General features: G+C 70.3%; 25 protein-coding genes. 8 read left to right on the top strand and 17 right to left on the bottom strand.

The window, feature by feature from the left end; genetic code table 11:
* Positions 1 to 220: 220 nt before the first annotated feature.
* The 6 genes from EZH22_RS15685 to EZH22_RS15660 all read left to right on the top strand — a co-directional run bounded on the left by EZH22_RS15685 (position 221) and on the right by EZH22_RS15660 (position 5,967).
* Entirely contained in the window at positions 221 to 1,075 is an 855-nt protein-coding gene (locus EZH22_RS15685; RefSeq protein WP_231710988.1) for an ABC transporter ATP-binding protein, read from the top strand.
* Positions 1,075 to 1,854, top strand: coding sequence for a class II aldolase/adducin family protein (locus EZH22_RS15680; protein WP_231710987.1), 780 nt, complete (start codon positions 1,075 to 1,077; stop codon positions 1,852 to 1,854). Before EZH22_RS15685 ends, EZH22_RS15680 begins: the two co-directional genes overlap by 1 nt.
* 215 nt (positions 1,855 to 2,069) lie before the next feature.
* Positions 2,070 to 3,092 carry an ABC transporter substrate-binding protein gene (locus EZH22_RS15675; protein ID WP_203191492.1) on the top strand — a complete coding sequence of 341 codons (1,023 nt, stop codon included), beginning with the start codon at positions 2,070 to 2,072 and terminating at the stop codon, positions 3,090 to 3,092.
* Positions 3,089 to 3,910: an ABC transporter permease gene (locus EZH22_RS15670; protein WP_231710986.1), complete on the top strand. Its 822-nt coding sequence runs from the start codon at positions 3,089 to 3,091 to the stop codon at positions 3,908 to 3,910. Before EZH22_RS15675 ends, EZH22_RS15670 begins: the two co-directional genes overlap by 4 nt.
* On the top strand, positions 3,907 to 4,662 hold the full coding sequence (locus EZH22_RS15665; RefSeq protein ID WP_203191491.1) for an ABC transporter permease: 756 nt from the start codon (positions 3,907 to 3,909) through the stop codon (positions 4,660 to 4,662). Before EZH22_RS15670 ends, EZH22_RS15665 begins: the two co-directional genes overlap by 4 nt.
* A gap of 6 nt (positions 4,663 to 4,668) precedes the next feature.
* A complete protein-coding gene (locus EZH22_RS15660) occupies positions 4,669 to 5,967 on the top strand; it encodes an LLM class flavin-dependent oxidoreductase (protein WP_203191490.1) in 1,299 nt (432 codons plus the stop codon).
* Between the two features lie 113 nt (positions 5,968 to 6,080).
* On the opposite strand, the gene EZH22_RS15655 is transcribed toward EZH22_RS15660, so the two are convergent.
* The 12 genes from EZH22_RS15655 to EZH22_RS15600 all read right to left on the bottom strand — a co-directional run bounded on the left by EZH22_RS15655 (position 6,081) and on the right by EZH22_RS15600 (position 15,727).
* On the bottom strand, positions 6,081 to 7,505 hold the full coding sequence (locus EZH22_RS15655; protein WP_203191489.1) for an amidase: 1,425 nt from the start codon (positions 7,503 to 7,505) through the stop codon (positions 6,081 to 6,083).
* Complete coding sequence (locus EZH22_RS15650; protein WP_203191488.1) at positions 7,502 to 7,702, bottom strand: hypothetical protein; 201 nt, start codon at positions 7,700 to 7,702, stop codon at positions 7,502 to 7,504. Before EZH22_RS15650 ends, EZH22_RS15655 begins: the two co-directional genes overlap by 4 nt.
* 10 nt (positions 7,703 to 7,712) lie before the next feature.
* A complete protein-coding gene (locus EZH22_RS15645) occupies positions 7,713 to 8,417 on the bottom strand; it encodes an ABC transporter ATP-binding protein (RefSeq protein ID WP_203191487.1) in 705 nt (234 codons plus the stop codon).
* The gene (locus EZH22_RS15640) at positions 8,410 to 9,165 is read right to left on the bottom strand and encodes an ABC transporter ATP-binding protein (protein ID WP_203191486.1); all 756 of its coding nucleotides are present in this window, start codon (positions 9,163 to 9,165) and stop codon (positions 8,410 to 8,412) included. The genes EZH22_RS15645 and EZH22_RS15640 overlap by 8 nt, the downstream gene beginning before the upstream one ends.
* A 70-nt stretch (positions 9,166 to 9,235) precedes the next feature.
* Positions 9,236 to 10,489, bottom strand: a complete 1,254-nt coding sequence (locus EZH22_RS15635) for an ABC transporter substrate-binding protein (protein WP_203191485.1) — start codon at positions 10,487 to 10,489, stop codon at positions 9,236 to 9,238.
* A gap of 44 nt (positions 10,490 to 10,533) precedes the next feature.
* The gene (locus tag EZH22_RS15630; protein WP_203191484.1) at positions 10,534 to 11,493 is read right to left on the bottom strand and encodes a branched-chain amino acid ABC transporter permease; all 960 of its coding nucleotides are present in this window, start codon (positions 11,491 to 11,493) and stop codon (positions 10,534 to 10,536) included.
* Positions 11,493 to 12,353 carry a branched-chain amino acid ABC transporter permease gene (locus EZH22_RS15625; protein WP_203191483.1) on the bottom strand — a complete coding sequence of 287 codons (861 nt, stop codon included), beginning with the start codon at positions 12,351 to 12,353 and terminating at the stop codon, positions 11,493 to 11,495. The genes EZH22_RS15630 and EZH22_RS15625 overlap by 1 nt, the downstream gene beginning before the upstream one ends.
* The gene (locus EZH22_RS15620) at positions 12,350 to 13,249 is read right to left on the bottom strand and encodes a polysaccharide deacetylase family protein (RefSeq protein WP_203191482.1); all 900 of its coding nucleotides are present in this window, start codon (positions 13,247 to 13,249) and stop codon (positions 12,350 to 12,352) included. Before EZH22_RS15620 ends, EZH22_RS15625 begins: the two co-directional genes overlap by 4 nt.
* 3 nt (positions 13,250 to 13,252) lie before the next feature.
* Positions 13,253 to 13,981 carry a fumarylacetoacetate hydrolase family protein gene (locus EZH22_RS15615; protein WP_203191481.1) on the bottom strand — a complete coding sequence of 243 codons (729 nt, stop codon included), beginning with the start codon at positions 13,979 to 13,981 and terminating at the stop codon, positions 13,253 to 13,255.
* A gap of 8 nt (positions 13,982 to 13,989) precedes the next feature.
* A complete protein-coding gene (locus EZH22_RS15610; protein WP_203191480.1) occupies positions 13,990 to 14,871 on the bottom strand; it encodes a polysaccharide deacetylase family protein in 882 nt (293 codons plus the stop codon).
* The gene (locus EZH22_RS15605; protein WP_203191479.1) at positions 14,868 to 15,584 is read right to left on the bottom strand and encodes an aldolase/citrate lyase family protein; all 717 of its coding nucleotides are present in this window, start codon (positions 15,582 to 15,584) and stop codon (positions 14,868 to 14,870) included. The genes EZH22_RS15610 and EZH22_RS15605 overlap by 4 nt, the downstream gene beginning before the upstream one ends.
* Entirely contained in the window at positions 15,581 to 15,727 is a 147-nt protein-coding gene (locus tag EZH22_RS15600; protein WP_203191478.1) for a hypothetical protein, read from the bottom strand. Before EZH22_RS15600 ends, EZH22_RS15605 begins: the two co-directional genes overlap by 4 nt.
* A 268-nt stretch (positions 15,728 to 15,995) precedes the next feature.
* On the opposite strand from EZH22_RS15600, the gene EZH22_RS15595 reads away from it, so the two are divergent.
* Positions 15,996 to 16,718, top strand: coding sequence for a GntR family transcriptional regulator (locus EZH22_RS15595; protein WP_203191477.1), 723 nt, complete (start codon positions 15,996 to 15,998; stop codon positions 16,716 to 16,718).
* A 14-nt stretch (positions 16,719 to 16,732) separates the two neighbouring features.
* Here the strand turns inward: EZH22_RS15595 and EZH22_RS15590 are convergent, their stop codons facing one another.
* Together EZH22_RS15590 and EZH22_RS15585 are read right to left on the bottom strand one after the other, a co-directional pair.
* A complete protein-coding gene (locus tag EZH22_RS15590) occupies positions 16,733 to 17,731 on the bottom strand; it encodes an amidohydrolase family protein (RefSeq protein ID WP_203191476.1) in 999 nt (332 codons plus the stop codon).
* Positions 17,732 to 17,846: 115 nt separating this feature from the next.
* Complete coding sequence (locus EZH22_RS15585; RefSeq protein ID WP_203191475.1) at positions 17,847 to 18,533, bottom strand: GntR family transcriptional regulator; 687 nt, start codon at positions 18,531 to 18,533, stop codon at positions 17,847 to 17,849.
* 370 nt (positions 18,534 to 18,903) lie between these two features.
* Between EZH22_RS15585 and EZH22_RS15580 the strand changes: the two genes are divergently transcribed.
* On the top strand, positions 18,904 to 19,305 hold the full coding sequence (locus EZH22_RS15580) for a VanZ family protein (protein ID WP_203191474.1): 402 nt from the start codon (positions 18,904 to 18,906) through the stop codon (positions 19,303 to 19,305).
* 15 nt (positions 19,306 to 19,320) lie between these two features.
* Here the strand turns inward: EZH22_RS15580 and EZH22_RS15575 are convergent, their stop codons facing one another.
* From EZH22_RS15575 to EZH22_RS32405, 3 genes are read right to left on the bottom strand one after another with little or no spacing between them, the layout of a single operon-like run.
* Positions 19,321 to 22,533: an ATP-binding protein gene (locus tag EZH22_RS15575; RefSeq protein ID WP_231710985.1), complete on the bottom strand. Its 3,213-nt coding sequence runs from the start codon at positions 22,531 to 22,533 to the stop codon at positions 19,321 to 19,323.
* Positions 22,530 to 23,189 carry a hypothetical protein gene (locus tag EZH22_RS15570; protein WP_203191473.1) on the bottom strand — a complete coding sequence of 220 codons (660 nt, stop codon included), beginning with the start codon at positions 23,187 to 23,189 and terminating at the stop codon, positions 22,530 to 22,532. The genes EZH22_RS15575 and EZH22_RS15570 overlap by 4 nt, the downstream gene beginning before the upstream one ends.
* On the bottom strand, positions 23,190 to 24,278 hold the full coding sequence (locus EZH22_RS32405) for an endonuclease domain-containing protein (protein ID WP_203191472.1): 1,089 nt from the start codon (positions 24,276 to 24,278) through the stop codon (positions 23,190 to 23,192).
* Positions 24,279 to 24,372 lie beyond the last annotated feature (94 nt).

Here is a 24,372-nt window from a genome sequence, read left to right as displayed (position 1 = left end):
AAATCAAAATTAGTATACATTGAGGGAGGCCCCGGCCTCCTCCGCATTTGCTTTGCAATCCGCAAGCCAGCGCTATCATGCTCCGACCGGTACATCTGGCGCACGCAGCCCCGGCCTGGAATGGGCAGTGTGGCACGTCGATTGCAGGAACGGAAGCATGACGACCGCACTCCCGCATGCGCCGTGGCGCCTGCATTATACAAAAAGGAAAGGGGCGCGTTTGCCCGTTGCACCCGCTCATCCCGGCGCAGCCAGCCTCGCTCGCGACGATGCCGCTCCCGCGGCGACCCGGGGCCTTCTCGACCTCTCCGGCCTCACCAAGACGTTCGGAGCGGTCACCGCCCTCGACGGCTTTTCCGCCACCGTGGAGGAAGGCGAGTTCGTCACCGTGGTCGGCCCCTCCGGCTGCGGCAAGAGCACGCTCTTCAACATCGTCGCCGGGCTGGAGGAGCCGGACCCGGGCAGCGCCATGCGCTTCGAGGGCAAGAGCGTGCACGCCGCCGACCTGCTCGGCCGCGTCTCCTTCATGCCCCAGCGCGACCTGCTCCTGCCCTGGCGCACGGTGATCGACAACGCCATCCTCGCCATGGAGGTGGAGGGCACCCCGCGCCGGGAAGCCCGCGCTCAGGCGGAGAAGATGCTGCCCGAGTTCGGCCTCGCCGGCTTCGGCCAGCAATATCCCCACCAGCTCTCCGGCGGCATGCGCCAGCGCGTGGCGCTGATGCGCACCTTCCTGTTCAAGCGCGACCTGATGCTGCTGGACGAGCCGTTCGGGGCGCTGGATGCCCTCACCCGCACCATGATGCAGCGCTGGCTGCTCGACGTGTGGCAGAAGAACCGGCGCACCATCCTGTTCATCACCCACGACGTGGACGAGGCCCTGTTCCTCGGCGACCGGGTGCTGGTGATGAGCGCCCGCCCCGGCAAGGTGAAGCTGGAGCAGAAAGTGGACCTGCCGCGCCCCCGCCCGGCCGAGATCGTCATCTCCCCCGAATTCATCCGCCTGAAGCGCACCCTCCTCGAAGCCATCGAGGAGGAGGCCATGAAATCCTTCCTCGCCCCGGGAGCCGCCTGATGCCCCCCGCCCCCGCCTTCAAGCCGCACGCCATGGACGCCGCCGAATGGGACGCGCGCGTCAAGCTCGCCGCCTGCTACCGCATGGTGGCCAGGCTCGGGATGGACGACCTCATCTACAACCACATCTCCCTGCGCGTGCCGGGGCATGAGGGCCAGTTCCTGCTCAACCCCTACGGCCTGCTGTTCGAGGAGATCACCGCGTCGAGCCTCGTAAAGATCGACATCGACGGCCGAAAGCTCGACGACAGCCCGTACGACATCAACCGCGCCGCCTTCGTCATCCATGCCGCGATCCACAAGACCGGACACGACGCGGCCTGCGTGCTCCACACCCATTCCGATGCCAGCGTCGCCGTCTCCGGGCAGGAGGAGGGGCTGCTGCCGCTGAGCCAGTTCGCCATGCGCTTCTACCGGCGGCAGGCGTTCCACGATTACGAGGGCGTCGCCATCGACCTGGACGAACAGGCGCGCCTTGTTGCCGACCTCGGCCCGCACAAGGTGATGCTGATGCGCAACCACGGCATCCTCACCATCGGCCGCACGCCGGGCGAGGCGTTCATGCTGCTCTATTATTTCGAGCGCGCCGCGCGCATCCAGCTCGACATGCAGGCGGCCTGCGCCTCCGGCATCAAGCTGGTGCTGCCGCCCCACGAGGTGTGCGAGAAGGCCGCCCGCCAGTTCTGGGAGCTTCAGGGCGACATCCTCGTGCCCGGCGAGCGCGAGTGGCCGGCCCTCATGCGCCAGCTCGACCGCGCCGATCCGGGCTACAGGAGCTAGGGCGGCGATGACGCCCCAACGCCATTTGCTCCGTCATGCCCCGGCTCGTCCGGGGCATCCACCGTGCCGTGCGGCCGGTGCAGGAGACCAGGCACCGGCCTGGCCCCGAAGCGGATCCCCCGGACAAGCCGGGGGATGACGCGGGGAAAGCCTCAGCCCGACCCATTCCAACAAAACACCAAGAACGCCCCCGACCTTCCAGCGGAGAACAAGACATGATCCCTCGCCGAACCTTCCTCTCCAGCCTCGCCGCCGGCGCCGCGCTCCTCTCCACCGCGCTCACCGCCCTGCCCGCCGCGGCGGCCGATCCCGTGCCCGCCACCCTGCGCCTCAAGTGGCTGCCCCAGGCCCAGTTCGCCGGCTTCTACGTGGCCGTGGCCAAGGGCTACTACAAGGCCGAGGGCATCGACCTCACCATCAATCCCGGCGGCCCCAACATCCTGGCGGAGAACCTGGTGGCCACCGGCGCCGACACGTTCGGCCTGTCGGGCGGCCTCGACAGCGTGTTCGCCGCCCGCGACAAGGGCCTGCCGGTGGTGTGCGTGGGCATCTCCCACCAGCTCACGCCGTTCGTCTTCGTGGTGCGGGCGGACGGGCCCATCAAGTCCATCCAGGACTTCAAGGGCAAGAAGGTCACCACCTGGTTCACCGGCGCCAACCACGTGCTCAAGGCCATGCTGACCAAGCAGGGGCTCGACCCGGCGCTGGTGGACATCCAGCCGCAGCAGGTGAGCGTGACGCCCTTCGTGGACGGACAGATCGATGTGATCACCGCCACCCGCTACAACGAGTTCTACACCATCAAGACCCGCATGGGCGAAGAGAAGCTGCGCACCTTCGTGGCCGAGGATTCCGGCGTCACCTTCCCGCGTGACACGCTCATCGTCTCCGAGACCACCGCCAAGGAGAAGCCGGAGCTGGTGAAGGGCTTCCTGCGCGCCTCCATCAAGGGCTGGAAGGACGCCTTCGCCGATCCCAAAGGCGCCGTGGACGCGGTGATGAAGGTGGCGCCGACCCTGGACCGGGCCCACCAGGAATTCATGCTGACGGAAGTGCAGAAGCTGATGACCGCCGGCAAGGTGAAGGAAGACGGCCTGTTCTGGATCGACATGGACGCGGTGAAGATCACCCAGCAGCTGTTCCTCGACGCCAAGGTCATCGCCAAGCCCGTCGACCTCGACGCCACTTTCAACCGCTCGTTCCTCGAAGCCATCCCGTTGGCGGACCGCCGTCCGTGAGCAGCACCGCCCTCCAGCCCCCGGCGATCCGGCCGGGGGCCACCCCTTCCCCCCTTGCGCCGCTGGCGGGCGTCCTCCTGCGCGGCGCGCGGGGCCTCGCCATCCTCCTCGCCGTGCTGGTCGCCGCCGAGGGGCTGATCGTGCTGTTCGGCGTGAAGCCCTGGTACGTGCCGCGCCCGAGCCTTGTCATCGGCGCCATCCTGGCGACGCCCGAGCCCTACGTGCAGGGTTTCCTGCGCACGCTCACCGAGACGCTGATGGGCTTTGTCTCCGGCGCCCTGTTCGGCATCGCCACCGGCGTCGTCTTCTTCCGGGCGAAGGTGCTGAAGGAGCTCATCTTCCCCATCTTCGTGGTGTCCCAGACCATTCCCGTCATCGCCTTCGGGGCGCTGGTGGTGCTGTGGTTCGGCAACACGCTGATCGCCAAGGCGGCCATCTCCTTCTACCTCACCTTCTTCCCGGTCACCGTGAACACCCTGCTCGGCCTCGAAAGCGTCGATCCGCGACAGGAAGCGCTGCTGCGCTCCTTCGGCGCCGGCCGCTTCCAGCTGCTGCGGCGCCTGCAGCTGCCCGCCGCCCTGCCGCAGATCTTCGTGGCGCTGCGCCTCGCCTCGGCCCTGTCGCTGGTGGGCGCCATCGTCGGCGAGTGGTTCGGCGACACGGTGGGCCTCGGCGTGCTGCTGCTGCAGGGCATGTACAACGAGAACGTGGTCGCCATCTGGGCCGCCATCGCCATGTGCGCGCTGCTCGGCACCGGCTTCTATGCCGTGGTCGCCGCCGCCGAGCGGGCCCTCGTTTTCTGGGGAGCCGAGCAATGAGCGCCCGCTTCCACCCCTCGCGCGCCACCCAGCGCGGCATTCTCGGCATGGTGCTGCTGGTGGCCGTGTGGGAGGGCGTCGCCCGCGGCTTCGCCCTGCCCGCCTACACGCTGCCCTCGGTCTCCGCCATCCTCGGCTCCATCTGGGACCACCGCCAGGTGCTGTTCGCCGCCGGCGCCTACACCTTCGCCGAGGCCGTGGTCGGCTATGTGCTGGGCGCCCTCATCGGCATCGTGCTGGCGGTGGTGATCACCCTGGTGCCGATGACGCGCAACGCCATCGTGCCGGTGGCCACGTCCATCAATTCCGTGCCGGTGGTGGCGTGGTCGCCGCTGATCCTGTTGTGGTTCGGCATCGGCATGCCGTCGAAGTTCGTGATGGTGGCGCTGGCGGTGAGCTTCACCGTATTCGTCTCGGCTCTGGCCGGCCTCGACCGGGTGGACCGGCGCTCGGTGGACCTCATGCGCTCGTTCGGCGCGGGCCGCCTCGCCATCCTGTTCCGCCTGCGGCTGCCCACCGCCTTGCCGCTGATCGCGGCGGGGCTCCGGGTCTCCACCGTGCGCGCCATCATCGTCGCCATCGTCACCGAGATGCTGGGCGCCTATGACGGGCTCGGCTGGGTGATCTACCAGGCGGTGCTGCAGGTGGATTTCGTGAAGGTGTGGTCGGCCATCTTCGTCGCCTCGGCCGCGAGCCTGCTGTTCTTCGGCCTGGTCGGTTTCGCCGAAAAGCGCCTCGTCTTCTGGAAGTAGCCTCCCATGACCCGCAAGATGCATTTCGGCCTGTTCCTTCTTGGCACGGGCAGCCACATCGCCGGCTGGCGCACCCCCGGCGCCATCGACACCTTCCAGGACATCGGCAGGGTGGCGGAGATCGCGCGCATCGCCGAGCGCGGGCTGTTCGACCTGATCTTCATGGGCGACAACCTCAATGCCGATCCGGCCGCCCACCCCTCCTACACCGCGCGGCTGGAGCCGCTGACGCTGCTGTCCGCCATCGCCGGGGCGACGACCCACATCGGCCTCGCCGCCACCGTCTCCACCACCTATAGCGACCCCTATACGGTCGCCCGCGCCTTCGCCTCCCTCGACCACATCTGCGGAGGGCGCGCCGCCTGGAACGCGGTGACCACCGCCGCCCCCGCCGCGGCGGCGAATTTCGGCACGCTGCATCCCGACCATGCGCGGCGCTACGAGATCGCCGGCGAATTCCTCGACGTGGTGAAGGGCCTGTGGGACTGCTGGGCCGACGACGCCATCGTCGCCGACCGAGAGACCGGCCTTTATATCGACCCCGCCAAGGTGAAGCCGCTCGACCATGACGGGCCGTTCTTCAAGGTGAAGGGGCCGCTCAATATCGGCCGCAGCCCGCAGGGCCACCCGATCATCTCCCAGGCCGGCGGCTCCGAGCCGGGCCAGCAGCTCGCCGCGCGCACGGCGGACATCGTGTTCGCCGTGGTGCAGGACATGGGTGAGGCGCAGGCCGGCTACAAGGCGCTCAAGGACCGCCTGCCCGCTTTGGGCCGACGCCCGGAAGACGTGTGCGTGCTGCCCGGCGTGATGCCGGTGGTGGGCCGCACGGCGAAGGAGGCGCGCGAGAAGCTGGCCGACCTCATGCGCTTCGTGGATGCGAAAAATGCCCTCGGCATGCTCTCCGAGCGCTTCGGCACGGACATGAGCGCCTACGACCTCGACGGCCCCATCCCGGACCTACCGGAGGCCGACACCTACAAGTCGTTCACCGGCGTCATGCTGGCCAAGGCCCGGCGCGAGGGCGGCACCCTGCGCGACGTCTACAACATGGTGGCGGCCGCCCGCGGCCACTGGGTGCTGGTGGGCTCGGCGGAGGAGGTGGTGGACACGCTCCAGCTCTGGTTCGAGAGCGGCGCCGCCGACGGCTTCAACGTGATGCCGCCCTACTTCCCCGGCGCCTTCGACGATTTCGTCGACCTCGTCATCCCCATCCTGCAGGAACGCGGCCTGTTCCGCACCGCCTATGAGGGGCCGACGCTACGCCACCTCCTGGGGCTGGAGCGGCCGGCGAACCCGAACTTCTGAGGGCGCACGGGGAAACGCGGCGCGACGGCATCCGCGATCGATCCGTCATGGCGGGGCTCGACCCGGCCATGACCGCGGTGAGGGACCCACTGGGCGCTGGCCCAGACAATCCCTCAATCCACCGGGCCGCAGTCCGGCGGCAGGCGGGCGTGGAAATCCGTGCGGCGCTGGTAGGCGTCTCCGGCCTGAAGCAGCGCCGGCTCGGCATAGGGCCGGCCCACCAGCTGGAAGGCGGCGGGCATGGCGTTGGCGGTGAAGCCGCACGGCACCGACAGGCTCGGCAGGCCGAGATAGTTGATGCCCCGCGTGCAGGCGGTCACGCGGCCCAGCGCGGCGCCGATCTCCTCCGGCGTGCCCTGGGTGGTCTCGGCGATGGTGGGCACGGGGATGCCCAAGGTGGGGATCAGCGCCATGTCCGCATCGCCCATGGCGGCGGCGAGCCATTCGCGGGTGATGCCGGCACGCAGCATCAGCGCCTCGGCATAGCGGGTGGCGGGCAGGCCGAAGCCGGGCAAAATGCGCGCGCGCACCTGCGCCCCGTAATCCTGCGGCCGCTCGGAAAGCCAGCGCCGATGGAGCGTCGCCGCCTCCACCGTCATCATCACCTGCATGAGCGCATTGACGAGGGCCATGTCCGGCGTCCCCGTCTCGACGATGCGCGCGCCCGCCTCCTTCAGAACGGCGACCGCGGCGTCCATCAGCGCCTGGATCTCGGGGGTCGTCGCCTCGCGGTAGTAGCCGCCCGGCACGGCAATGGTGCGGCCCTTGAGGTCGCCGGTGAGGCCGCCCTCGAAGTCCAGCCGCGGCGCCGGCAGGCTCGCCGCGTCGCGCGGGTCCGGGCCGGCGATGACGGACATGATCCGTGCCGCGTCGCGCACGGTGCGGGTGAGCGGGCCGAGGGTGTCGAGGCTGGGCGCCATGGGCATGGCGCCGAAGGCGGGCACCAGGCCATGGGTGGGCTTCAGCCCCACCACGCCGCTCATGGCGGAGGGATGGCGGATGGAGCCGCCGGTGTCCGATCCGAGCGCCGCCGGCACCAGCCGGGCCGCCACGCTCGCCCCCGAGCCGGAGGAGGAGCCGCCCGCGCCATAGGCGGTGTTCCAGGGGCTCAGCCCATGGCCGTAATGGGCGTTGAAGCCGGTGGGCGAGAGGGCGAACTCGGCGAGGTGCAGCGTGCCGAGGTCGAGCGCCCCGGCACGATCGAACCGCTCCAGCGCGGTCGCCGTCACGTCCGGCACGAAGTCCTTGCGGATGATGGAGCCGCCGGTGCACACGCGGCCGGCGCGATAGAACAGATCCTTGTGCGCCAGCGGCACGCCGGCCAGCGGGCCCAGGGGCTGGCCCGCCGCCCGCGCCCGGTCCACGCCGCGGGCGGCTTCCAGCGCCGTGCCGCCGTCGAGCGCCATGATGGCGTTGTAGCGCGGGCCGAGCGTCTCCAGCCGCTTCAGCGCCACCTCGGTGAGGGCGAGCGCGGTGACCGAGCCGTCGGCGACGGCATCCGCCATCTCCACGAGGCCGAGGGTGAACAGCCCGCTCACTTCACCGTCTCCGCTGTCTCGGCGCAGAAGGTGGAAAAGCTCCATGGCGCGGCATCGAGGGTGAGGCGCGCCAGCGCGCCTTCCGCGACCCGCGCGTTCAGGTCACCCACCAGCCTCTCCAGCGCGGCCGCCTCGGCGGCGGCCAGGGCGATGGCGTTGTCGGCCTTTATGCGGCCGGCAAAATCGGTCTCGAACATGGAGCACTCTTCAGTGGACGCCCAGATAGCGCGTCAGGGTGGCGGGATCCTCGGCGATGTCCGCCGCGCGCGCCTCGTGGACCACGCGGCCCGTTTCCAGCACATAGGCGCGATCGGCCACCGCGAGGGCACTGTAGAGATTCTGCTCCACCAGGAGAATGCCGAGGCCGGCCTCCCGCAGCTGCGCGATGATGCCTTCCAGGTGCTGCACCATCACCGGCGCGAGGCCCTCGGACGGCTCGTCCATGAGGACCAGCGCCGGATCGGTCATCAGGGCGCGGGCCACCGCCAGCATCTGCCGCTCGCCGCCGGAAAGCTGGTTGCCGCGATGCTGCCGCCGCTCGGCGAGGCGGGGGAAGAACTCGAACGCCTTGGCCACCGTCCAGCCGGTGGAAACGCTGGCCGGCTTCAGCACGGTGAGATGCTCGGTGACGGTGAGCGAGGGGAACAGGCGCCGGCCCTGCGGGACGTAGCCGAGGCCGCGCCGGGCGATCTCGAAGGCGGCGAGGCCGGACAGATCCTCGCCCTGCCAGCGCACGCGCCCCTCCCTCACCCGCGGCGGAGCAAGGCCCATGACCGAGCGGATGAGGGTGGTCTTGCCCATGCCGTTGCGCCCCAGCAGCGCCACCACCTCGCCCTTGGCCACATGGAGGGTGACGCCGTTGAGCACGTGGGCCTCGCCGTAGAAACTGTGCAGGCCTTCCACCTCAAGCATGGTGCCGCGCCTTTCCCAGATACACGTCCTGGACCAGGCTGTTGGTGCGGATCTGGTCGGGCGGGGCCTCCACCAGCATCTTGCCGTTGTTGAGGCAGGTCACGTAGTCCACCAGGGTCAGCACCAGGTCCATGTCGTGCTCGATGAGCACGAGGGTGAGGTCGCGCGGCAAGGCGCGGATGATGTCGGAGACGATGACCCGCTCGGCCGGGGAGAGGCCGGCGGCGGGCTCGTCCAGCAGCAGCAGCTTGGGCTGCGCCACCAGCGCCATGGCCAGCTCCAGCTGGCGCTGCTCGCCATAGGAGAGCGCCTTGACCAGCGTGCCATGCCGGGCATGCAGGCGCGAGATGGCAAGCGCCGCCCGCGCCCGCTCCTCCTCCTCGGGGGTGAGGGCCGCCGGGCCGAGAAGCGAGAACTTGCGCGCCGAGAGCCCGCGCAGCGCGAGCTGCATGTTCTCGGCCACGGTGAGGTTGGGGAAGAGGTTGGTGATCTGGAAGGTGCGGCTCATGCCGCGCTCGGCGCGCACGTGGACGGGCGCCCGCGTCAGGTCCCGCCCGTCGAACAGCACGCGGCCGGCGGTGGGGCGCACCACGCCGGTGATGGCGTTGAACAGCGTGGTCTTGCCCGCCCCGTTCGGGCCGATGATCGCCCGCCGCTCGCCGCGCGGCACGCGGATGGTCACCTCGTCCACGGCGCGCAAAGCGGCGAACTGGACGGTGATGCGCTCGAGATGGAGGAAATCGCTCACGGGATGGGAGACCTTCGCGGGGCCGGACGCGGGGAAGAGGGGCCGGCGCGCGGCCGACCCCGAGGGCGGATCAGGACTTCTTGATGCCCTGGAAGTCGCGCGAATACGGCGGCTGCTTCATGTAGGTGGCCGGATCGTACGTCCAGAACTGGGAGACGTTCGGATACTGCGCGATGGGCATGTTCCAGTACTTGCCCTGCGGCCCCTTCACCACCTTGCGGATGGCCACGTCGTAGATGGGGTTGCCATAGTCGTCGAGCTTCACCACCTTGCCCAGCGGCGAGCCGGTGAGGTCGGTCTTCATCACCGCGCCGAGGAAGACGTCGCGGTCCTCCACGTTGCCCTTCACGGTCTTCAGCGCCTCGTCCACCCACATGGCGCCCGAATACATGGAGAAGCCGTAGAGCGACGGCAGCTTCTGGAACTTCTTCTGGTAGCGGGCGACGAAGTCCTTGGTGACCGGGTCGGGCGAGCCCTCGGCGAAATGGGCGGCGACGATCACGCCGTCCACCTCGTCGCCCATGGTGCGGATCACCGACTGGTCGGTCATGTTCATGGCGCCGATGAGCGGGATCTGCCCCTTCAGGCCGAAGGAGGCGTATTGCTGCATCAGGCGGGTGGCGTCGGCGCCGGTCTCCATGGCGAAGACGGCATCGACGCCGAGGTTCGCCAACTGACCCAGATAGGGGCTGAAGTCGGAGGTGTTGAGCGGGTGCCAGAACTGGCCCAGCACCTTGCCGCCGCCCTCGGTGAAGGTCTGGCAGAAGCCGCCGCACTGCTCGTGGCCGAAGGTGTAGTCCTGGCTCACCGTCGCCACCTTGCGCCAGCCCTGCTTCAGCGCCCAGTCGGCGAGCGGGCGGGGGAACTGGCTGGCGGTGTAGCCGGCGACGCGCACCACGTTCTTGATGCGGGCGCGCTGGGTCAGGTCGTCGGCGGCGATGATGGGGATGAAATAGGGCATGCCGTTGCCCTTCACGTAATTGGCCACCGCAAGGCCGGTGTTGGCCAGCAGGTCGCCGAACAGCATGGAGACGTTGGCCTGCTCCACCAGCCGGCGCGCCTTCTGCAGGGCGGTGTCGGGGTTGGCGGCGTCGTCCTCGACGATCACCTCCACCTTGCGCCCGGCGATCTCGCCGCCGTGCTCCTCGAAATACATGTTGAAACCGTCCACCATCTCGCGTCCGCCGGCGGCGACCACGCCGGTGAGCGGGGCGAGGAGGCCGATGCGCACCGGCCCGCTCTGGGCGCGGGCCACGTACGGCGCGGCGATGGGGGCGGCGGCAGCGAAGGCGGCGCCGGTCTTCAGAAACGTCCTGCGATCCATAGGTCCCATCCTTCTGGTTGGCCGTTCGGCTTCTTGTCGGTGTGTCAGCGGGCGCGGCGGCCGAGAAGGTCGCGCACACGCCCCAGCACCCCTTCCGGGGCGAAAATCATGGTGATGATGAACATCAGCCCCAGCACGCTCTGCCAGCGCTCGGTGTAGAGACTAACGAGGTTTTCCAGCCCGATGATGGCGGCGGCGCCGATGAAGGCGCCGAACAGGGTGCCGATGCCGCCGGTGATGGCCATCAACAGGCCCTCCACCGACTGGGAGAGGGCCACGGTGGAGGGGCTGACGAAATCGTTGAACACCGCGTAGATCGCCCCCGCCAGCCCGGCGAAGAAGCCGGAGATGGTGAAGGCGAGGAAGAGATGCAGCGACACGTTGTAGCCCAGCGCCCGCATGCGGCTCTCGCTGTCGCGGATGCCGCGCAGCGTCATGCCGAAGGGCGAGCGCACGAAGCGCCACATGAGGAAGGTGATCACCGCCACGGCGGCGAACACGGCATAGTAGAAGGCCATGTGGCCGGAAAGGACCTCCGGCCGCGCGGCGCCGCGCAGGCCGTTCTCGCCCCCGGTCACCGAGGTCCAGCGCAGGCACACGCCCCACACGATCATGCCCAGCGCCAGCGTCAGCAGCAGGAAGTAGACGCCGGAGGTGCGGATGGCGAGGAGGCCGAAGATCGCCGCGACACCGGTCGCCGCGGCGACGCCGAGCGCGATGCCCGTGAGCGGCCCGCCGCCGTGCTGGCTCCAGTAGATGACCACGTAGGTGGCCACCCCGAAGATGGCGCCGTGGCACAAGGGCGTGCGCCCGGTATAGCCGGCGAGCACGTCCACCGCCATGGCCAGCACAGCGAAGATGAGGATCTCGGTGAGGATGCTCACCTGGTAGATCGGCACGACCAGGGGCAACAGGGCGAAGGCGAGCGCGCCGCAGGCGACGGCGGCAAGGCCGAGCCGGGAAGCGGGCGCCGGAACGGGAGCCGGGGCGACGGGATGGGGCATCAGGCGGCCTTTCCGAACAGGCCGAGGGGCCGGAAGGCGAGGATCGCCGCCATGGGTCCGAAGATGACGAAATAGGCGAATTCCGGGAACATCACCTGCCCCACCGTGTTGAGCAGGCCGACGATGAGCGCCCCCACCGCCGCGCCCACGAGGCTGCCGCGCCCGCCGATGATGACCACCGCCAGGGAGAAGACGAGGATCTCCGCGTCCGCGCTCGGATAGAGGGTCAGGAACGCTCCCCCCACCGCGCCGCCGAGGCCGGCCAGCGCCGCGCCCAGCAGGAAGGTGAGCAGGAAGATGCGACGGATGTTGATGCCCATGGCGGCGATGGTCTCGGCATCGTCCACCCCGGCGCGGATCAGCGCGCCGAGGCGCGTCTTGTTGATGAGCAGCCAGAGGGCGATGAACACCACGACGCCCAGCGCCAGAACGAACAGCCGGTACTTGGGATAGAACAGGCCGGCGAAGCGCACCGCGCCCTTCAGCGGCTCCGGCGTCGGCATGGTGTAGGTGTCGCCGCCGAAGATGACGAGGGTCAGGTCGTTGAGCAGGAAGGCGACGCCCAGCGTCAGCAGCACCTGCCTCAGCTCATGGCCGCGCACGAAGCGCAAGAGGCCCTGGTCCAGCACGAAGCCGATGACGGCCACCGCCGCCATGGCCCCGAGCACGCCGAGGAGGAAACTGCCGGTCAGGCTGGCCAGCGCGTAGCCGGCATAGCCGCCGGTGAGGTAGAGCGCGCCGTGGGCGAGGTTGACGATGCGCAGCAGGCCGAAGATCAGCGTGAAGCCCGACGCGACGATGAACAGCAGCGCCGCGAAGGTGAGGCCGTTGAGAAGCTGGAAGGCGTTGAGCCCGCTCATGCCGGCGCCCCGGCCTTCGCCTCTTCGTCCGCTTTGGCGGCGAGGTACCAGTCGAGGATCTCCTCGCCGGTCATGAACGCCACGTCGGAAAAACCGGCGATGTGGTCGATGATCTTGCGGAAATACTTGGCCCGGTGCGGCGCGCCCATGATGTAGGGGTGGACCACCAGCGCCATCACCCGCGCGCTGTCGCGGGCATCCTGGTAGAGCTGCTCGAACTGGTCCAGCGCCCGCTCGTAATACTCGCCCGCCTTGTGGTGCTGGATCAGCATCATGGCCACGTCGTTGCATTCCTGGGTATAGGGAATGTTGACGATGGGCGTGGTGCGGGTCTTCAGCTCCACCGGCTGGTCGTCGAGCACCCAGTCGCAGACATAGTGGTAGCCTTCCTCCACCAGGATGTCGGGGGTGTCCCAGGTCTCGGTGAGGCCCGGCCCCAGCCAGCCGCGCGGCGGCTTGCCGGTAACGGCGCGGATGGCCTCGGTGGTGCGGCGGATGTCGTCGCGCTCGTTCTCCACCTTCTGCATGTTCTTCTGGGTGTAGCCGTGGCCCATGAACTCCCAGCCGCGCGCCCGCGCCGCCTCGGCGATGGGGCCGTAGCTGGCGATGGCGGTGCCGTTGATGGCCAGCGCCGCCGGCAGCCGATGCTTGTCGAACACCTCCAGCAGCCGCCAGAAGCCGACGCGGTTGCCGTATTCGTGCCAGGCCCAGTTGGGGATGTCCGGGCTCGGCGAGCCGCCGGCCGGCGGGGTCAGCACGGTGCGCGGCATGGTCTCGCGCGGGTTCCATTCCTCCACGTTCACGATCACCCACACCGCCATCCTCTTGCCGCCGGGCAGGGTGAGGCGCGGGCGCTGGGTTATGGCGGAATAGCTGATGCGTTCGGTGGGCAGCATGGCTCAGGCCTCGCGGGGCGCGATGGAAAGGGTGAGGGATCCGAAGCCGTCGATGGCGCCTACGATCACGTCGCCGGGGCCGACGGGGCCGACGCCCGCCGGGGTGCCGGTCATGATCAAGTCGCCGGGCTCCAGCACGTAGGAGCGCGACAGGTTGGCGACGATCTCCGGCACGCTCCAGATCATCTGCGAGAGGTCGCCGCGCTGGCGCTCCACCCCGTTGACGGCAAGCGTGATGGCGCCGCGGGAAGGGTCGCCCCCCGCCCCCTTCGCGATGATGGGACCACAGGGCGCGGACTGGTCGAACGCCTTGCCCGCCTCCCACGGCAGGCGCTTGTCGCGGCAGTCACGCTGGCGGTCGCGGCGGGTCATGTCGAGGCACACCGCATAGCCGAAGATCACGCCGTCCGCTTCGCCGACGGAAATGTCCTTCGCCCGGCCGCCGATGGCCACCGCCAGCTCCACCTCGAACTGGTAGTCGTCCGTATCCGGCGGATAGGCGATCTCGGCGCCGTCCGGCACGATGGCGTCGCGCGGCTTCTGGAAGAAGAAGGGCGGGTCGCGCTCGTCCTCCGCCTCCTTCATCTCGCGGATATGGGCGAGATAGTTGCGGCCGACGCAATAGATGCGCCGCACCGGGAAGCGCTCGGCGCGTCCCTTCACCGGCAGGTCCACCGGCGCCGGCGGCGGCAGGACGAAGCCGGCAGGAGCGGCTGCGGATCGGAGCTCCATGGTGCGCCTCACGCCTTCGGCTTTTCCGCCTGGTACCAGTCGAGCAGCTCCTCGCCGTTCCAGAACACCACGTCGCCGAGGCTCGCCGCATAGGCGTAGATCTCCTCGAGGTAGCGGATGCGGTGCGGCTGGCCGGACAGATAGGGATGGATGGCCACCGCCAGCACCTTGGCGCGGTCGGCGCCCTCGGCGTGCAGCCGGTCGATGGCGTCCTTGAAGCGCTGCAGCCAGTAGGGCGATTCGTGGTTGGCGATCGCCATCATGGGGATGTCGTTGTGCTCGACCGTGTAGGGCATGGTGACGAGCGGGCCGTGGGCGGTGGCGATCTCGCTGGGCTCGTCGTCCCACACCCAGTCGCCGATATATTTCACCCCGGCTTCCGCCAGCAGGTCCGGCGTCTCCAGCGTCTGGGTCAGGCCCGGGCCGAGCCAGCCCTTGGGCCGCTTGCCGGTGAAGCGCTCCAGGATGTCCAGGGAGCGGTGGATGACGGCGCGCTGGTCGTCCAGCTTGTGGATCGGCCCCTGCTCGTAGACATGGCCCATGAATTCCCAGCCGGCATCGCGCGCCTGCGCCGCCACCCGCTCGTAATCCTCGCAGACCCGCGCGTTGATGGACAGGGTCGGGCGGATGCCGAGCTGCTCGAACAGCTTGAAGAAGCGCCACACGCCCACCCGCATCCCGTATTCGTGCCAGCTCCAGTTGGGCACGTCGGGCAGCAGGGTCTGGCCGGTGGGCGGGGAGAGCACCTGCCGCGCCATGGGGCGGGAGATGTCCCACACCTCGAGGTTCACGATGGTCCACAGCACCACCCGCGCGCCGCCGGGCAGCTTCAGCGGCGGGCGGTCGACGATGGCCGAATAGGGCGCGCGGTCGCGGGGCAGCATGCTCATGCGTGGTCTCCGTGGGAGATCCCGGCGCCCGCCTTCAGGCCGGCAAGCCCGGGCCTCAGCAGCGCGTCCAGGGTGGTGTACAGAAACAGGGCGCCGCGCCGGGTGAGGCCGGCGACGGTGGCGGGCGTGACCGGCAGGCCGAACGGCCGGCCGAGGGCGCCGAGGCGGGTGATGATGTCGTCCACGGCGGCGACCAGCTCGGGCCGCGACGTATCGCCGAGGAAGCCCATGGAATGGGCGAGGTCGTTGGGGCCGACCAGGACGAGGTCGATGCCCGGCGCCGCGGCGATCTCCTCCAGCCGGGCATGGCCGGCCACCGTCTCCACCTGGGCGATGAGCAGCAGGTCGCCTTCCCGCCCCCTGGTGGCGGCGCGGGCGGTGGCGACGAGGTCGGCGCAGGCACGCGCATCCTCCACCTGCGGCAGGACGATGCCGTCCACCCGGCAGTCGAGATAGCGGGTGATGAAGGCCGGCTCGCGGGTGGGCACGCGCACCACGGCGCTCATGCCGCCGGCCTGCGCCGCGCGGGCGAGCTGCGGCACGCTCTCCACCGAGACGGCGGTGCGCTCGCAATCGATAAACAGGCAGTCCGCGCCGGCCGCCGCGAGGGCATCCACGGCGGGCAGGGCCACGCCGCCGGCATTGACCGCGACGACCGGACGCCGCGCCCGGATGGCCGCCTTGGCGGGCGAGGGGCCGGCCCGCGTGATCATGCCGCCCCGCCCCATATGGCGCGGCGCGCCGCCGCTGCGGCCGAGGCGCGCGCGGGGACGAAGGCGGCGCGAGCGCAGGCGAGGCGCGCGGCATGCGGCTCGGGCCCGTCCATGGTGTCCACGCCACCGATGACTTTCGCCACGCTCCGCACCTCCCGCTGCCGCCGCATCCACGACGTCGTGCGAGCCGCAGAGTTGGATACAATCTGCCTGCCGTCAAGAAAAGATGTATACATTTTCTGCATCAAATTGTGCCCGCGCATGCCCGGCTTTTGGGCAAGGAGCTGATTTTTAACACCGAAAAGCTTGGATGACCGGTACCCCCCGCGACTTCGCTCGCATCCGCACATTGTATGCTTGCGATGCAACGCCGCCGGGGCTTATCTGTGCCAAACAGCTTCACGGGCCAGAATGACCGACACGAGCCTCGACCCCAGCGATCCGGTGCCCGCGCCGCCGACGCGCTCCCTCTCGGTGACGGACCGGATCCGGGCCCAGATCCTCGCCGGCGAGCTGGAGCCGGGCGCCCGCCTGCACGAGGTGCGCCTGAGCGCGCATCTCGGCGTGTCGCGCACCCCCATCCGCTCCGCCTTGCAGATGCTCGCCAGCGAGGGTCTGCTCGAATACGCGCCGAACCGCGGCTACGCGGTGCGCCGCTTCAAGACCTCCGAGATCGTCGACGCCTACGAGATCCGCGCCATGCTGGAATCGCTGGCGGCCCGCTTCGCCGCCGAGCGCGGGCTGACCGACGAGGAGCGCGCCACGCTGGAGCGTGTGCTCGACGAGGGCGACCGGCTGCTCGAGCAGGAGGTTCTGGGCGAGGAGGAGCGCATCGCCTACAGCGCGGTGAACTTCACCTTCCACGACACCATCCACAACGCCGCGCGCAGCCGCATGCTCGGCGACATGATCCGCCTGTGTCACTCCGTGCCCCAGTCGTCCCATCGCAACGTGGTCTCGTTCGAGTATCAGGACGTGCGGCGGCGGCACGACGACCACCACCGCATCTACGACGCCATCCTGCTCTGCGACGCGTATCGCGCCGAGATGCTCATGCGCGAGCACGTCACCAGCGTGAAGACCAGCCTCGTGCGCGCCCTGTCCGGCCGCCCGGCCCCGCGCCGCGGGCGCTGAGGCCGGGGCCCTCCTCACGCGGGCTCGCCGAGGAGGGCCTGCGCCGTGCCGGCGGTGATCGCCGCGCGCTCCTGCGCGGTCAGTCCCGGCACCTGGTCGAGGCTTTCAAGCGGCGTCTCGTCGCCCATGTCGAAGGGCGCGTCCGTGCCGAGGCACACATGCGGCGCCCCCACCACGTCGATCAGGTGGCGCAGGGCCTGCGGATCGAACACGATGGTGTCGAAGTAGATCTGCTTCATGAGATCCTTCGGGGACGCGGTGGTGTTCACCCGCGGCTCCTGTCGCACCTTGTGGCCGTGGACGAGGCGGCCGATCTGGTAGGGCAGGTAGCCCCCGCCATGGGCGGCGAGCAGCTTCAGGCCATCCAGCTCCTCCAGCGCGCCGGAGAAGATGAGGTTGGCCAGCGACACGGTGGTGTCGAACGGGTTTCCGGCGAGGTTGGTGAGGTAGTAATTCTCCAGCCCGGCCTTTGAACCCACGTAATAGGGATGGATGAAGACCAGAACGCCCAGGTCCCTCGCTTTCCTCAGGAACGGGCGGAAGCGCGGGTCGGCGAGCTGGACGCCCTCGATGGTGGTGCCGATCTCCACCGCCTTGAAGCCGTGGGTGGCCACCACCCGCTCCAGCTCCGCCATGGCCAGCTCGGGATATTGCAGCGGCACGCTCGCCATGCCGCGCAGGCGGTCCGGCGCCTGCCCCACCATGTCGGCGATGCCGTCGTTCACCAGGCGCGCGGCGCGCGCCGCCAGGTCCATCTCGGCCCAGTAGTAGAACATGGGCGGGGCGGGCGAGACCACCGAGAGGTCGAGCCCCTTGCGGTCCATGGCGGCGAGCTTGGCCTTCACGTCGGTGAACTCGGCGAAGAGCGGATAGACATAGCCCTGGTCGTGGCGCATGCGGCGGTTGTCGCCGCCGCCCTCGACCCGTGCGGCGAAGCCCTCCGGGTCGGCGGCGATGGCCTCCACCATGGCGGGCGGGATGACGTGGCTGTGGATGTCGATATGCAGGGTCATGACGTCCTCATTGCCCCGCCGCGGGCGACGGGCCGGGCGAAAATCCCGTTCGGGAAACCGACGATTGCGCTCCCGCTCCGGGAGGATGCGCAGGGGCCACCATGTCCGACGTCGCTCAGGCCGCACCCGGCGCGGCCGCCCGCGCCGCCGCGACCTGCGCCACCAGCTCGGCGGTGGAGCGGAAATGCTCCTCCAGCACCGCCTGCGCCCGTGCCACGTCGCGCGCGCGGCAGGCCTCGTAGAGGGCCCAGTGCTGGCGCTGGGGCACCTCGGTGCCGCCGATGTCCACCCAGATGCGCACGTAGCGCTCCACGTTCCGGCGCAGCACGTCGATCTGCTCGATGAGGCGCGGCCAGCCGCAGGCGCCGTTGAGGATGGAGTGGAACTTCTGGTTCAGCGCCCGCCAGCCCTCGCGCTGGGCCGGATCGTCCATGGCGAGGAGCAGCTCGCGCATCTTGCCCAGCTCGTCGCCGGTGAGGCCCGGCACGGCGCGGGTCAGGGCCAGGCCTTCCAGCGCGATGCGCATGGCGAACAGCTCTTCCACCTCGTCCGCGCGCAGCTGCGAGACCTCGGTGCCGCGGAACGGGTAGCAGGTGACGAGGCCTTCCGCCTCCAGCCCCTTCAGCGCCTCGCGCACCGGCATGCGGCTGCAGCCGAGCTCCAGCGCGATGCGGTCCGGCTCCAGGCGCGCGCCGGGCGCGAGCCGCCCCTCGACGATGGCATCCCGCAGCACGCCGAGCACCACATCCTTGCGGCTGGGAATGCCGGCGATCAGCAGCCTGTCACGTTCACCGAGCGCCATCGCGCCGCCTCCCTGCCCGCCCCGCCGGCGATGCGCGCCGCCGGCGAAGATCCCCATGCATAGATATCTGATCCGATATATCGCTTAGGGGCCCCACGCCGGGCCGTCGAGCGCAAAGGCGAGGCAACGCCGTCCAAATTCCGGGCAGTCGTCCCGCTGCTCGCCTCGCGGACATAGGTGGGGGACATGGGCGGGGGACATGGGCGGGGATCTGGGACAGGGATCTGGGCAGAGGCCCATCCGTCATGGAGCCGGAACCGCCTGCACGGCCAGGGGCACGCACGCGAACACGCACGCGGGGGGATTTCCTTCGGCCGGGAAAACCATCATGAGGGGGATGCGCCGCGCCGCGGCATGCCGGAGGAAACCGATGCTGCACCTGCTCCTGCGCCATGAAACCCGGATCTGGACGGTGCTCGCCGTGGCGCTGTGGATGGTGATCGCCATCCTGTCCCTGCTGCCGGGGTCGGAGCGGCCGCACACCGGCTATTCGGGCAACCTGGAGCATGTGGCGGCCTATCTCGGCGCGGCCACCGTCACCGCCCTCGCCTTCCGCGCCGTGCCCCTGCTGTGGCTGGTGCTGCCCTTCTCCATCGCCTCGGCGGTGTTCGAGGTGGTGCAGCTCGCCATTCCCGGCCGCACCTCCCTGGTCGAGAACTGGGCCGCGAGCACCCTGGGCGCGCTCATCGGGGTGCTGGCGGCACGCCGTGTCGCGCGCCCCCTGCTCGATCGCCTCATCGCCGCGATCGCCGCGCCCGCCGCGCGCGGATGAACCACCCGCGGGCGTTCAGGCCGGCGGGCGGCGGGACGCGCGGGCCCTGGCCACCACATCCTCCGCCGTGGGCGGGTTCGCCGGATGGTGGCTGAGGCAGAGCGGCGTGCGGATCTTCACCGGGCGCGCCAGCCCCTCGGTGGAGAAGTAGAACACCCCCCGCCCCAGCCGGGCGAGGTCGTCGGCGTCCCCGCCCTTGGCGGCCATCAGTTCACGCGTCGCCTGGATGGTCGCCGGCGCGCTCATGCGGCCGTAGAGGTGGGTGGTGCAGTTGGAGACGATGCCGTTGTCGATGCCGCGCGGCAGCTGGGTGGCGAACACCATGCCGAGCCCGTACTTGCGCGCCTGCGCCGCCAGGGCGCGGGTCGACGCCTTGCAGGCGGTCATGGCCTGGGACGGGGCGAAATTCTGCGCCTCGTCCAGCACGTAGAGCCGCCCGGTGGGGCTCGGATGCTGCTTCAGCCAGGTGAACAGGGTCATCTGCAGCTGGTTCACGAAGGCCTCGCGCGCATCCTCCGAGGCGAGGCCCGACAGGTTGAGGACGGAAATGCGCGTGCGCTCCGGGTCCGGCCCGTGGAACAGAAGCTGCGGGTCAAGCCCCGGCCCGCCGGAGCGCAGCAGCGGATTGGTGGCGATGGCGGCGCGCAGCTGGTTGGCCATGGCCTCCGCCAGCTTGCCGGCATTGCCGATCTCGCTCGCGCCCTCCGGCAGCTCGGCGAGGAGGTCGACGAGTTGGCGCAGGGTGCCGCCGCCGCGGCGGGCGAACAGGCGCAGGGCATCGGCCAGCACGCCGCGCCGCTCGTTGGCCTTCTGCCCGCCGCCCGCCACATAGGGATCGAGGGTGGCGCGGGCCATGTCCACCGCCTGCGCGCGCTCGTCCTCGCTTTCCGGGTCGCGGCCGTCGCCGATGGCGGAAAAATCCGGAAGGAGGTCGAGAGAGAGCGGATTGCCGCTGGCGATACCGGGGGTCCACACCACCACCTCCACCGCCGCCCGGTAGCGCGCCGCCTTCCGCGCGTCCTCCGCCGTGAAGCCCTCGGGGGGCGCGGGCCAGGGATCGCCGAGGCGGGCGAGGTCGTTGTTGATGTCGAGCACGATGGCCGGCATCCCCCGAAGTGCCGCCTCCTCCACCAGCCGCCGCAGCAGCACGGTCTTGCCCGAGCCCGAGCCGGCGAACACCGCCACGTGCCGGGGCAGCAGCGACGGCGCCAGCCCCACCGGGTCCCCGGCGCCGGCCGGCCCCGCGCGATGGCCGACGACGATGTCCGGAACCGCACCAGCGGGCGACGGGGGCGCAGGCGGCCCGCCGTCCGGCGGTGAAACCGGAGCACCCGGCACGGCCGGGGACGGCGCGGGGGGCTGCGGATCGGGCGTGGTGGCGGCGAGGAAGGGTGGCGGGCACAGGCCGGCGGCCACGAACAGGGGCGCATCGAACAGGGGCTTGCGCTGCCGCAGCCAGACGGCGAAATCCGGCGCGCCGGCGAGCGCCCGCAGCGCCACGAAGGCGCGCAGGTCCGCATCGGCGGGGGCGATGAAGCGCCCGCCGGCCTTCAGGAACTCCGCCGCGAGCTGGTGCGACTTGGGCCCCTTCGGCGGCTCCGAGGCGCGCAGCAGGATGAGATGGCGCCCGCCGAGCCTCGTGCCGATGCCGGAGGCGGTCATGGCCGCCTTGATGCGCGACTGAAAGGCCAGGTGGTTGGCATGCCCGAGCAGGCGGAAGCAATAATGCTGCTCCCGCTCCCCTTCGGCGTGGAAAGTGAAGCTGAGGCGCCCGTGGAGCGAGGGCCGCTTCTGGTCCGGATCGAGCTGCACCGCGCTGTCCACGTCGTCCGGCAGATCGAGCTGGCGCTCGAACAGCTGGAGCGCGTGGGCGAACACCGCGCGCAGGTCGTCCTCGCGGTCCGGATCAAGCAGGCCGGCGATATCCGCCGTGGACAGCGCCTCGGCATATCGCGCATCGAGGCCCGCGACGGCAGCCGGAGGCCGGACCGGCTGGGGTCCGTCATCGAACCGCACCAGCTCGAACACCTGCCCCCGTGCGACGCAGGCGAGGCGATGGCTCTCGCACGACTTCAGCAACTCGCGCGGCGAAAGCCCGGCCGCGGCGGCGAAAGCCTCCCGGCGAAACGGCCATGTGGGATAAGGCGGGGTGAAGCTGGCGGCGGAATAGGTGGCGGCGAGGCGTGCCTCCACCAGCGCGGCGGCGCGCGCTTCGTCGGGAAGGGCTTCGAGGGCCACCGGCGCCCGGAAACGGGCGTCCACCGGCACGCTCGCCGTCTCCTGCACCACCTTCCAGGTCGCCTCCAGGCAGGACAGCACGGTCACCGCCCGGCGCTTCACCTCGTGCAGGTCCATGAGGCCCTGCGCCAGGGCCTCGACGATGGAGCGGGCTTCCGCCTGTTCCGCATCCGTCAGCGTCTCCGCCGCGCGGGAACGCGCATTGCCCGCGGTGACGATGGCGTCGATCTGGTCCACCGCGATCAGGGTCGGGCCGACGAGGCTCATGAGCCAACACAACCCCTTCACCACGGTGATGGGTGCATTGCCGCCCATGAAGCCGAACTGCCCCAGGTCCTGCGCCGCCGGCATCATCCCCTGGAGCCAGGCATGGGCGATGCTCTGCTGGTCGAGATCGTCGGAGGTGAGGAAGATGAGCGCCGTGAGCACATCCCGGTGCTGAAGCGTGCCCTGTCGATCGTAGCGGGCGAGGGCGTTGCGGAACAGCGCCGCCATGTCGTTCATGAGGCTGCGCGGATCGTCCGTCGGCCGCGTCGCGATGGCGCTGGCCTGATCGGAGATGCCGAGCAGCTCCGCGAGCTTGAGGATCAGCAGGTCGTATTGCGTCATGCCCTCGGCGCGGTGGACCTGCAGGGAGTTCACGAAGCCCAGCGCGACGGACGACCAGAAATCCTTCACGCCCACGAGGTCGAGGAGGACGAACCAGCCGTCCCGCTCCCAGACCCCCTGCCGCAACCCGCCGATCAGGTGCGTCTTGCCATAGCCGGCCGGCCCGACGACGACGCAGCCCAGCGGCTCCGGGTCGGGGTCGCGCTCTGCCGTCTTGGTGTCGAAATAGGTCAGGATGTCGCCGATGCACCGCCCGTGCAGCGCCGGCACGTGATGCAGAGGATCCCGCCAGATGCTGCGCAGCTGGCGGGTCCAGTCGAAGCTGACGCCGTTGAAGGCGGCAAGGCCTGACATGGCCGCGTCCCCTGTCGCGTCGCTCATTGTTCGATCCAGAGAAGGTGGCGAGGCTCGCCGGCGATCTGGATCGCGGCGAGGCGGTCCGCATCGGTGATCTCGATGCGGTTATCGATGCGGTAGAGGCGCGCCCCGCCCTCCCGCTGCATCCGGATCAGCGCCTCGTCCAGCGTCGCGGCCGGAACCTCCGGAAGGCGGGGCCGCAGGTCCTTCAGCAGGGCGCGGGTGTTGAGGCGGCCACCGGTGACGGCGAGATAGGCCGCGCGGATGCGCGCCGGAAGGTCGTCCGCCGGCCCGTCATCCGGGCGAGCCGGAGCCGCTGCGGCGGCGTCCACCGCGGCCGTCGCCAGCAGGTCCGACAGGGCGAGGCCCTGCGCCGCCATGTAGCCGGACAGGTGCGCCAGCCAGGCCCGCAGCACGCTGCCGGCGCCCTGGACATCCTCGGGCAGCAGGGCCGCGAGCCGGCCGCCGGCCGTGTCCCACCCCTTGTCCGTCACCTCGAGCCAGATCTTGCGGGCGCGCACATCCTTGCGGATCAGCCCGTCTTTCACCAGGGCGTCGCGGACGGGCACGTCCGGCGCCGGCGACAGCTCCTTCTGGAAGGCGCCGCCCCCCTCCCGCGCCAGCAGGGCCAGCAGCAGGATGCCGCGCTTCTCCTCCACCGACTTCTTCCTCTCGGCCACCTATCCCTCCCGTGGCAGGACCTTCCGGCGGCGCCGGACGAGGTCGCGGATCTTCTCCAAGGCCAGCCCGCAGTCCTGCACCACCTCCTCGTTGGGCAGGCGCAGCACCGTGTAGCCGCTCAAGGTGAGCTCGTAGTCGCGGTGGCGGTCGCGCACGAAGGCGGTGCGGGTGCCGTGGTCGGCATAGCCGTCGAGCTCCACCACGAGACGCCCTTCCGCCCACAGGAGGTCGACCCGCGGGCGCGAGCCCCGCACCGTCTCCACCACCTGGTTAAAGCTGAACAGCGGGCCGAGCTCCCCGTCCGCCCCGAGGAGGCGGGCGAGGCGCTGCTCCACCTCGCTCAGGGGATGCGGCCGCCCGCGCCACGGCAGCAGCCAGACCTCGGCTTGGGCCCCCTCCCCGCGCGCCCGCTCCGAACGCCCCGCCAGCGCCGGGGCGGCCCCGCCCAGCTGCGGCGCGGCCCCGTCCGCCGCCAGGCGGTACGGGCGATGGCGAATGCGATCAAAAGGAGAGCCATCCGCCGGCGGCTCGGGGAACAGCGCCGCCACCGCCCCGCGCATGTGCCGCGCGATCCATTCCAGCCCATGCACCAGCGCCGCCGCCTGCGGCCCGGCCGGCGCCACGGGCGGGACCTCCGCCACCAAGACCAGCCCGTCCGGCCCGATCAGGCGGGCAAGCTGGCTCAGCTGGGTTCCGTCCGGGGTGTGGGGCACGTGCGGGGCGCGCCCCTCCAGCGCCAGAAGCGCCGCCGCCTCCGCCCAGGTCGACAGCACGCCGGGCACCGCGCCCGCCGCCCGCCGCGCCGTGGCCGTCGCCGCCAGGCGCGCCAGCGTATCCGTCCCGGATCGGGGAAATTCCACATCTTGATACCATGTGGGCCAGAGCCGCAGGGCCACCTCCGCCAGCCGGGCGATCACCTTCTCGATCACCTCGGTGGCGGAAGGGGACGGTGGCAGCGCCAGGAACAGCAGGCGCGACTGCCCGCTCGCCGGCTCCACGGCATCGAATACGGCGCGCAGGGTGTCGAGGCGGGCGCCGTCGATGGCCAGCACATCGCCGTCGCGCGCGCGCAGCAGGTGCGCTGACATGACGTGCGCCGAAAGGAGATCCGGACCGTTAGCCAACAGAAGGTTGCCCCCGCGATTCGCGCTACCGGAACGCGAACCACATGGTTAGGTCCTT

Origin of the sequence: Xanthobacter dioxanivorans, from assembly GCF_016807805.1 — a bacterium.
Taxonomy (GTDB): domain Bacteria; phylum Pseudomonadota; class Alphaproteobacteria; order Rhizobiales; family Xanthobacteraceae; genus Xanthobacter; species Xanthobacter dioxanivorans.
The sequence above is the reverse complement of the archived record's forward strand: the minus strand, read 5'-3'. Positions and strand labels throughout refer to the sequence as shown.

Excerpts from the sequence above, each read along its gene's own strand:
- EZH22_RS15680 (WP_231710987.1), top strand. The coding sequence starts at position 1,075 with ATGCCCCCCGCCCCCGCCTTCAAGCCGCACGCCATGGACGCCGCCGAA.
- EZH22_RS15675 (WP_203191492.1), top strand. The coding sequence starts at position 2,070 with ATGATCCCTCGCCGAACCTTCCTCTCCAGCCTCGCCGCCGGCGCCGCG.
- EZH22_RS15665 (WP_203191491.1), top strand. The coding sequence starts at position 3,907 with ATGAGCGCCCGCTTCCACCCCTCGCGCGCCACCCAGCGCGGCATTCTC.
- EZH22_RS15660 (WP_203191490.1), top strand. The coding sequence starts at position 4,669 with ATGACCCGCAAGATGCATTTCGGCCTGTTCCTTCTTGGCACGGGCAGC.
- EZH22_RS15650 (WP_203191488.1), bottom strand. The coding sequence starts at position 7,702 with ATGTTCGAGACCGATTTTGCCGGCCGCATAAAGGCCGACAACGCCATC.
- EZH22_RS15645 (WP_203191487.1), bottom strand. The coding sequence starts at position 8,417 with ATGCTTGAGGTGGAAGGCCTGCACAGTTTCTACGGCGAGGCCCACGTG.
- EZH22_RS15635 (WP_203191485.1), bottom strand. The coding sequence starts at position 10,489 with ATGGATCGCAGGACGTTTCTGAAGACCGGCGCCGCCTTCGCTGCCGCC.
- EZH22_RS15630 (WP_203191484.1), bottom strand. The coding sequence starts at position 11,493 with ATGCCCCATCCCGTCGCCCCGGCTCCCGTTCCGGCGCCCGCTTCCCGG.
- EZH22_RS15625 (WP_203191483.1), bottom strand. The coding sequence starts at position 12,353 with ATGAGCGGGCTCAACGCCTTCCAGCTTCTCAACGGCCTCACCTTCGCG.
- EZH22_RS15620 (WP_203191482.1), bottom strand. The coding sequence starts at position 13,249 with ATGCTGCCCACCGAACGCATCAGCTATTCCGCCATAACCCAGCGCCCG.
- EZH22_RS15615 (WP_203191481.1), bottom strand. The coding sequence starts at position 13,981 with ATGGAGCTCCGATCCGCAGCCGCTCCTGCCGGCTTCGTCCTGCCGCCG.
- EZH22_RS15610 (WP_203191480.1), bottom strand. The coding sequence starts at position 14,871 with ATGAGCATGCTGCCCCGCGACCGCGCGCCCTATTCGGCCATCGTCGAC.
- EZH22_RS15605 (WP_203191479.1), bottom strand. The coding sequence starts at position 15,584 with ATGATCACGCGGGCCGGCCCCTCGCCCGCCAAGGCGGCCATCCGGGCG.
- EZH22_RS15595 (WP_203191477.1), top strand. The coding sequence starts at position 15,996 with ATGACCGACACGAGCCTCGACCCCAGCGATCCGGTGCCCGCGCCGCCG.
- EZH22_RS15590 (WP_203191476.1), bottom strand. The coding sequence starts at position 17,731 with ATGACCCTGCATATCGACATCCACAGCCACGTCATCCCGCCCGCCATG.
- EZH22_RS15585 (WP_203191475.1), bottom strand. The coding sequence starts at position 18,533 with ATGGCGCTCGGTGAACGTGACAGGCTGCTGATCGCCGGCATTCCCAGC.
- EZH22_RS15580 (WP_203191474.1), top strand. The coding sequence starts at position 18,904 with ATGCTGCACCTGCTCCTGCGCCATGAAACCCGGATCTGGACGGTGCTC.
- EZH22_RS15575 (WP_231710985.1), bottom strand. The coding sequence starts at position 22,533 with ATGAGCGACGCGACAGGGGACGCGGCCATGTCAGGCCTTGCCGCCTTC.
- EZH22_RS32405 (WP_203191472.1), bottom strand. The coding sequence starts at position 24,278 with ATGTCAGCGCACCTGCTGCGCGCGCGCGACGGCGATGTGCTGGCCATC.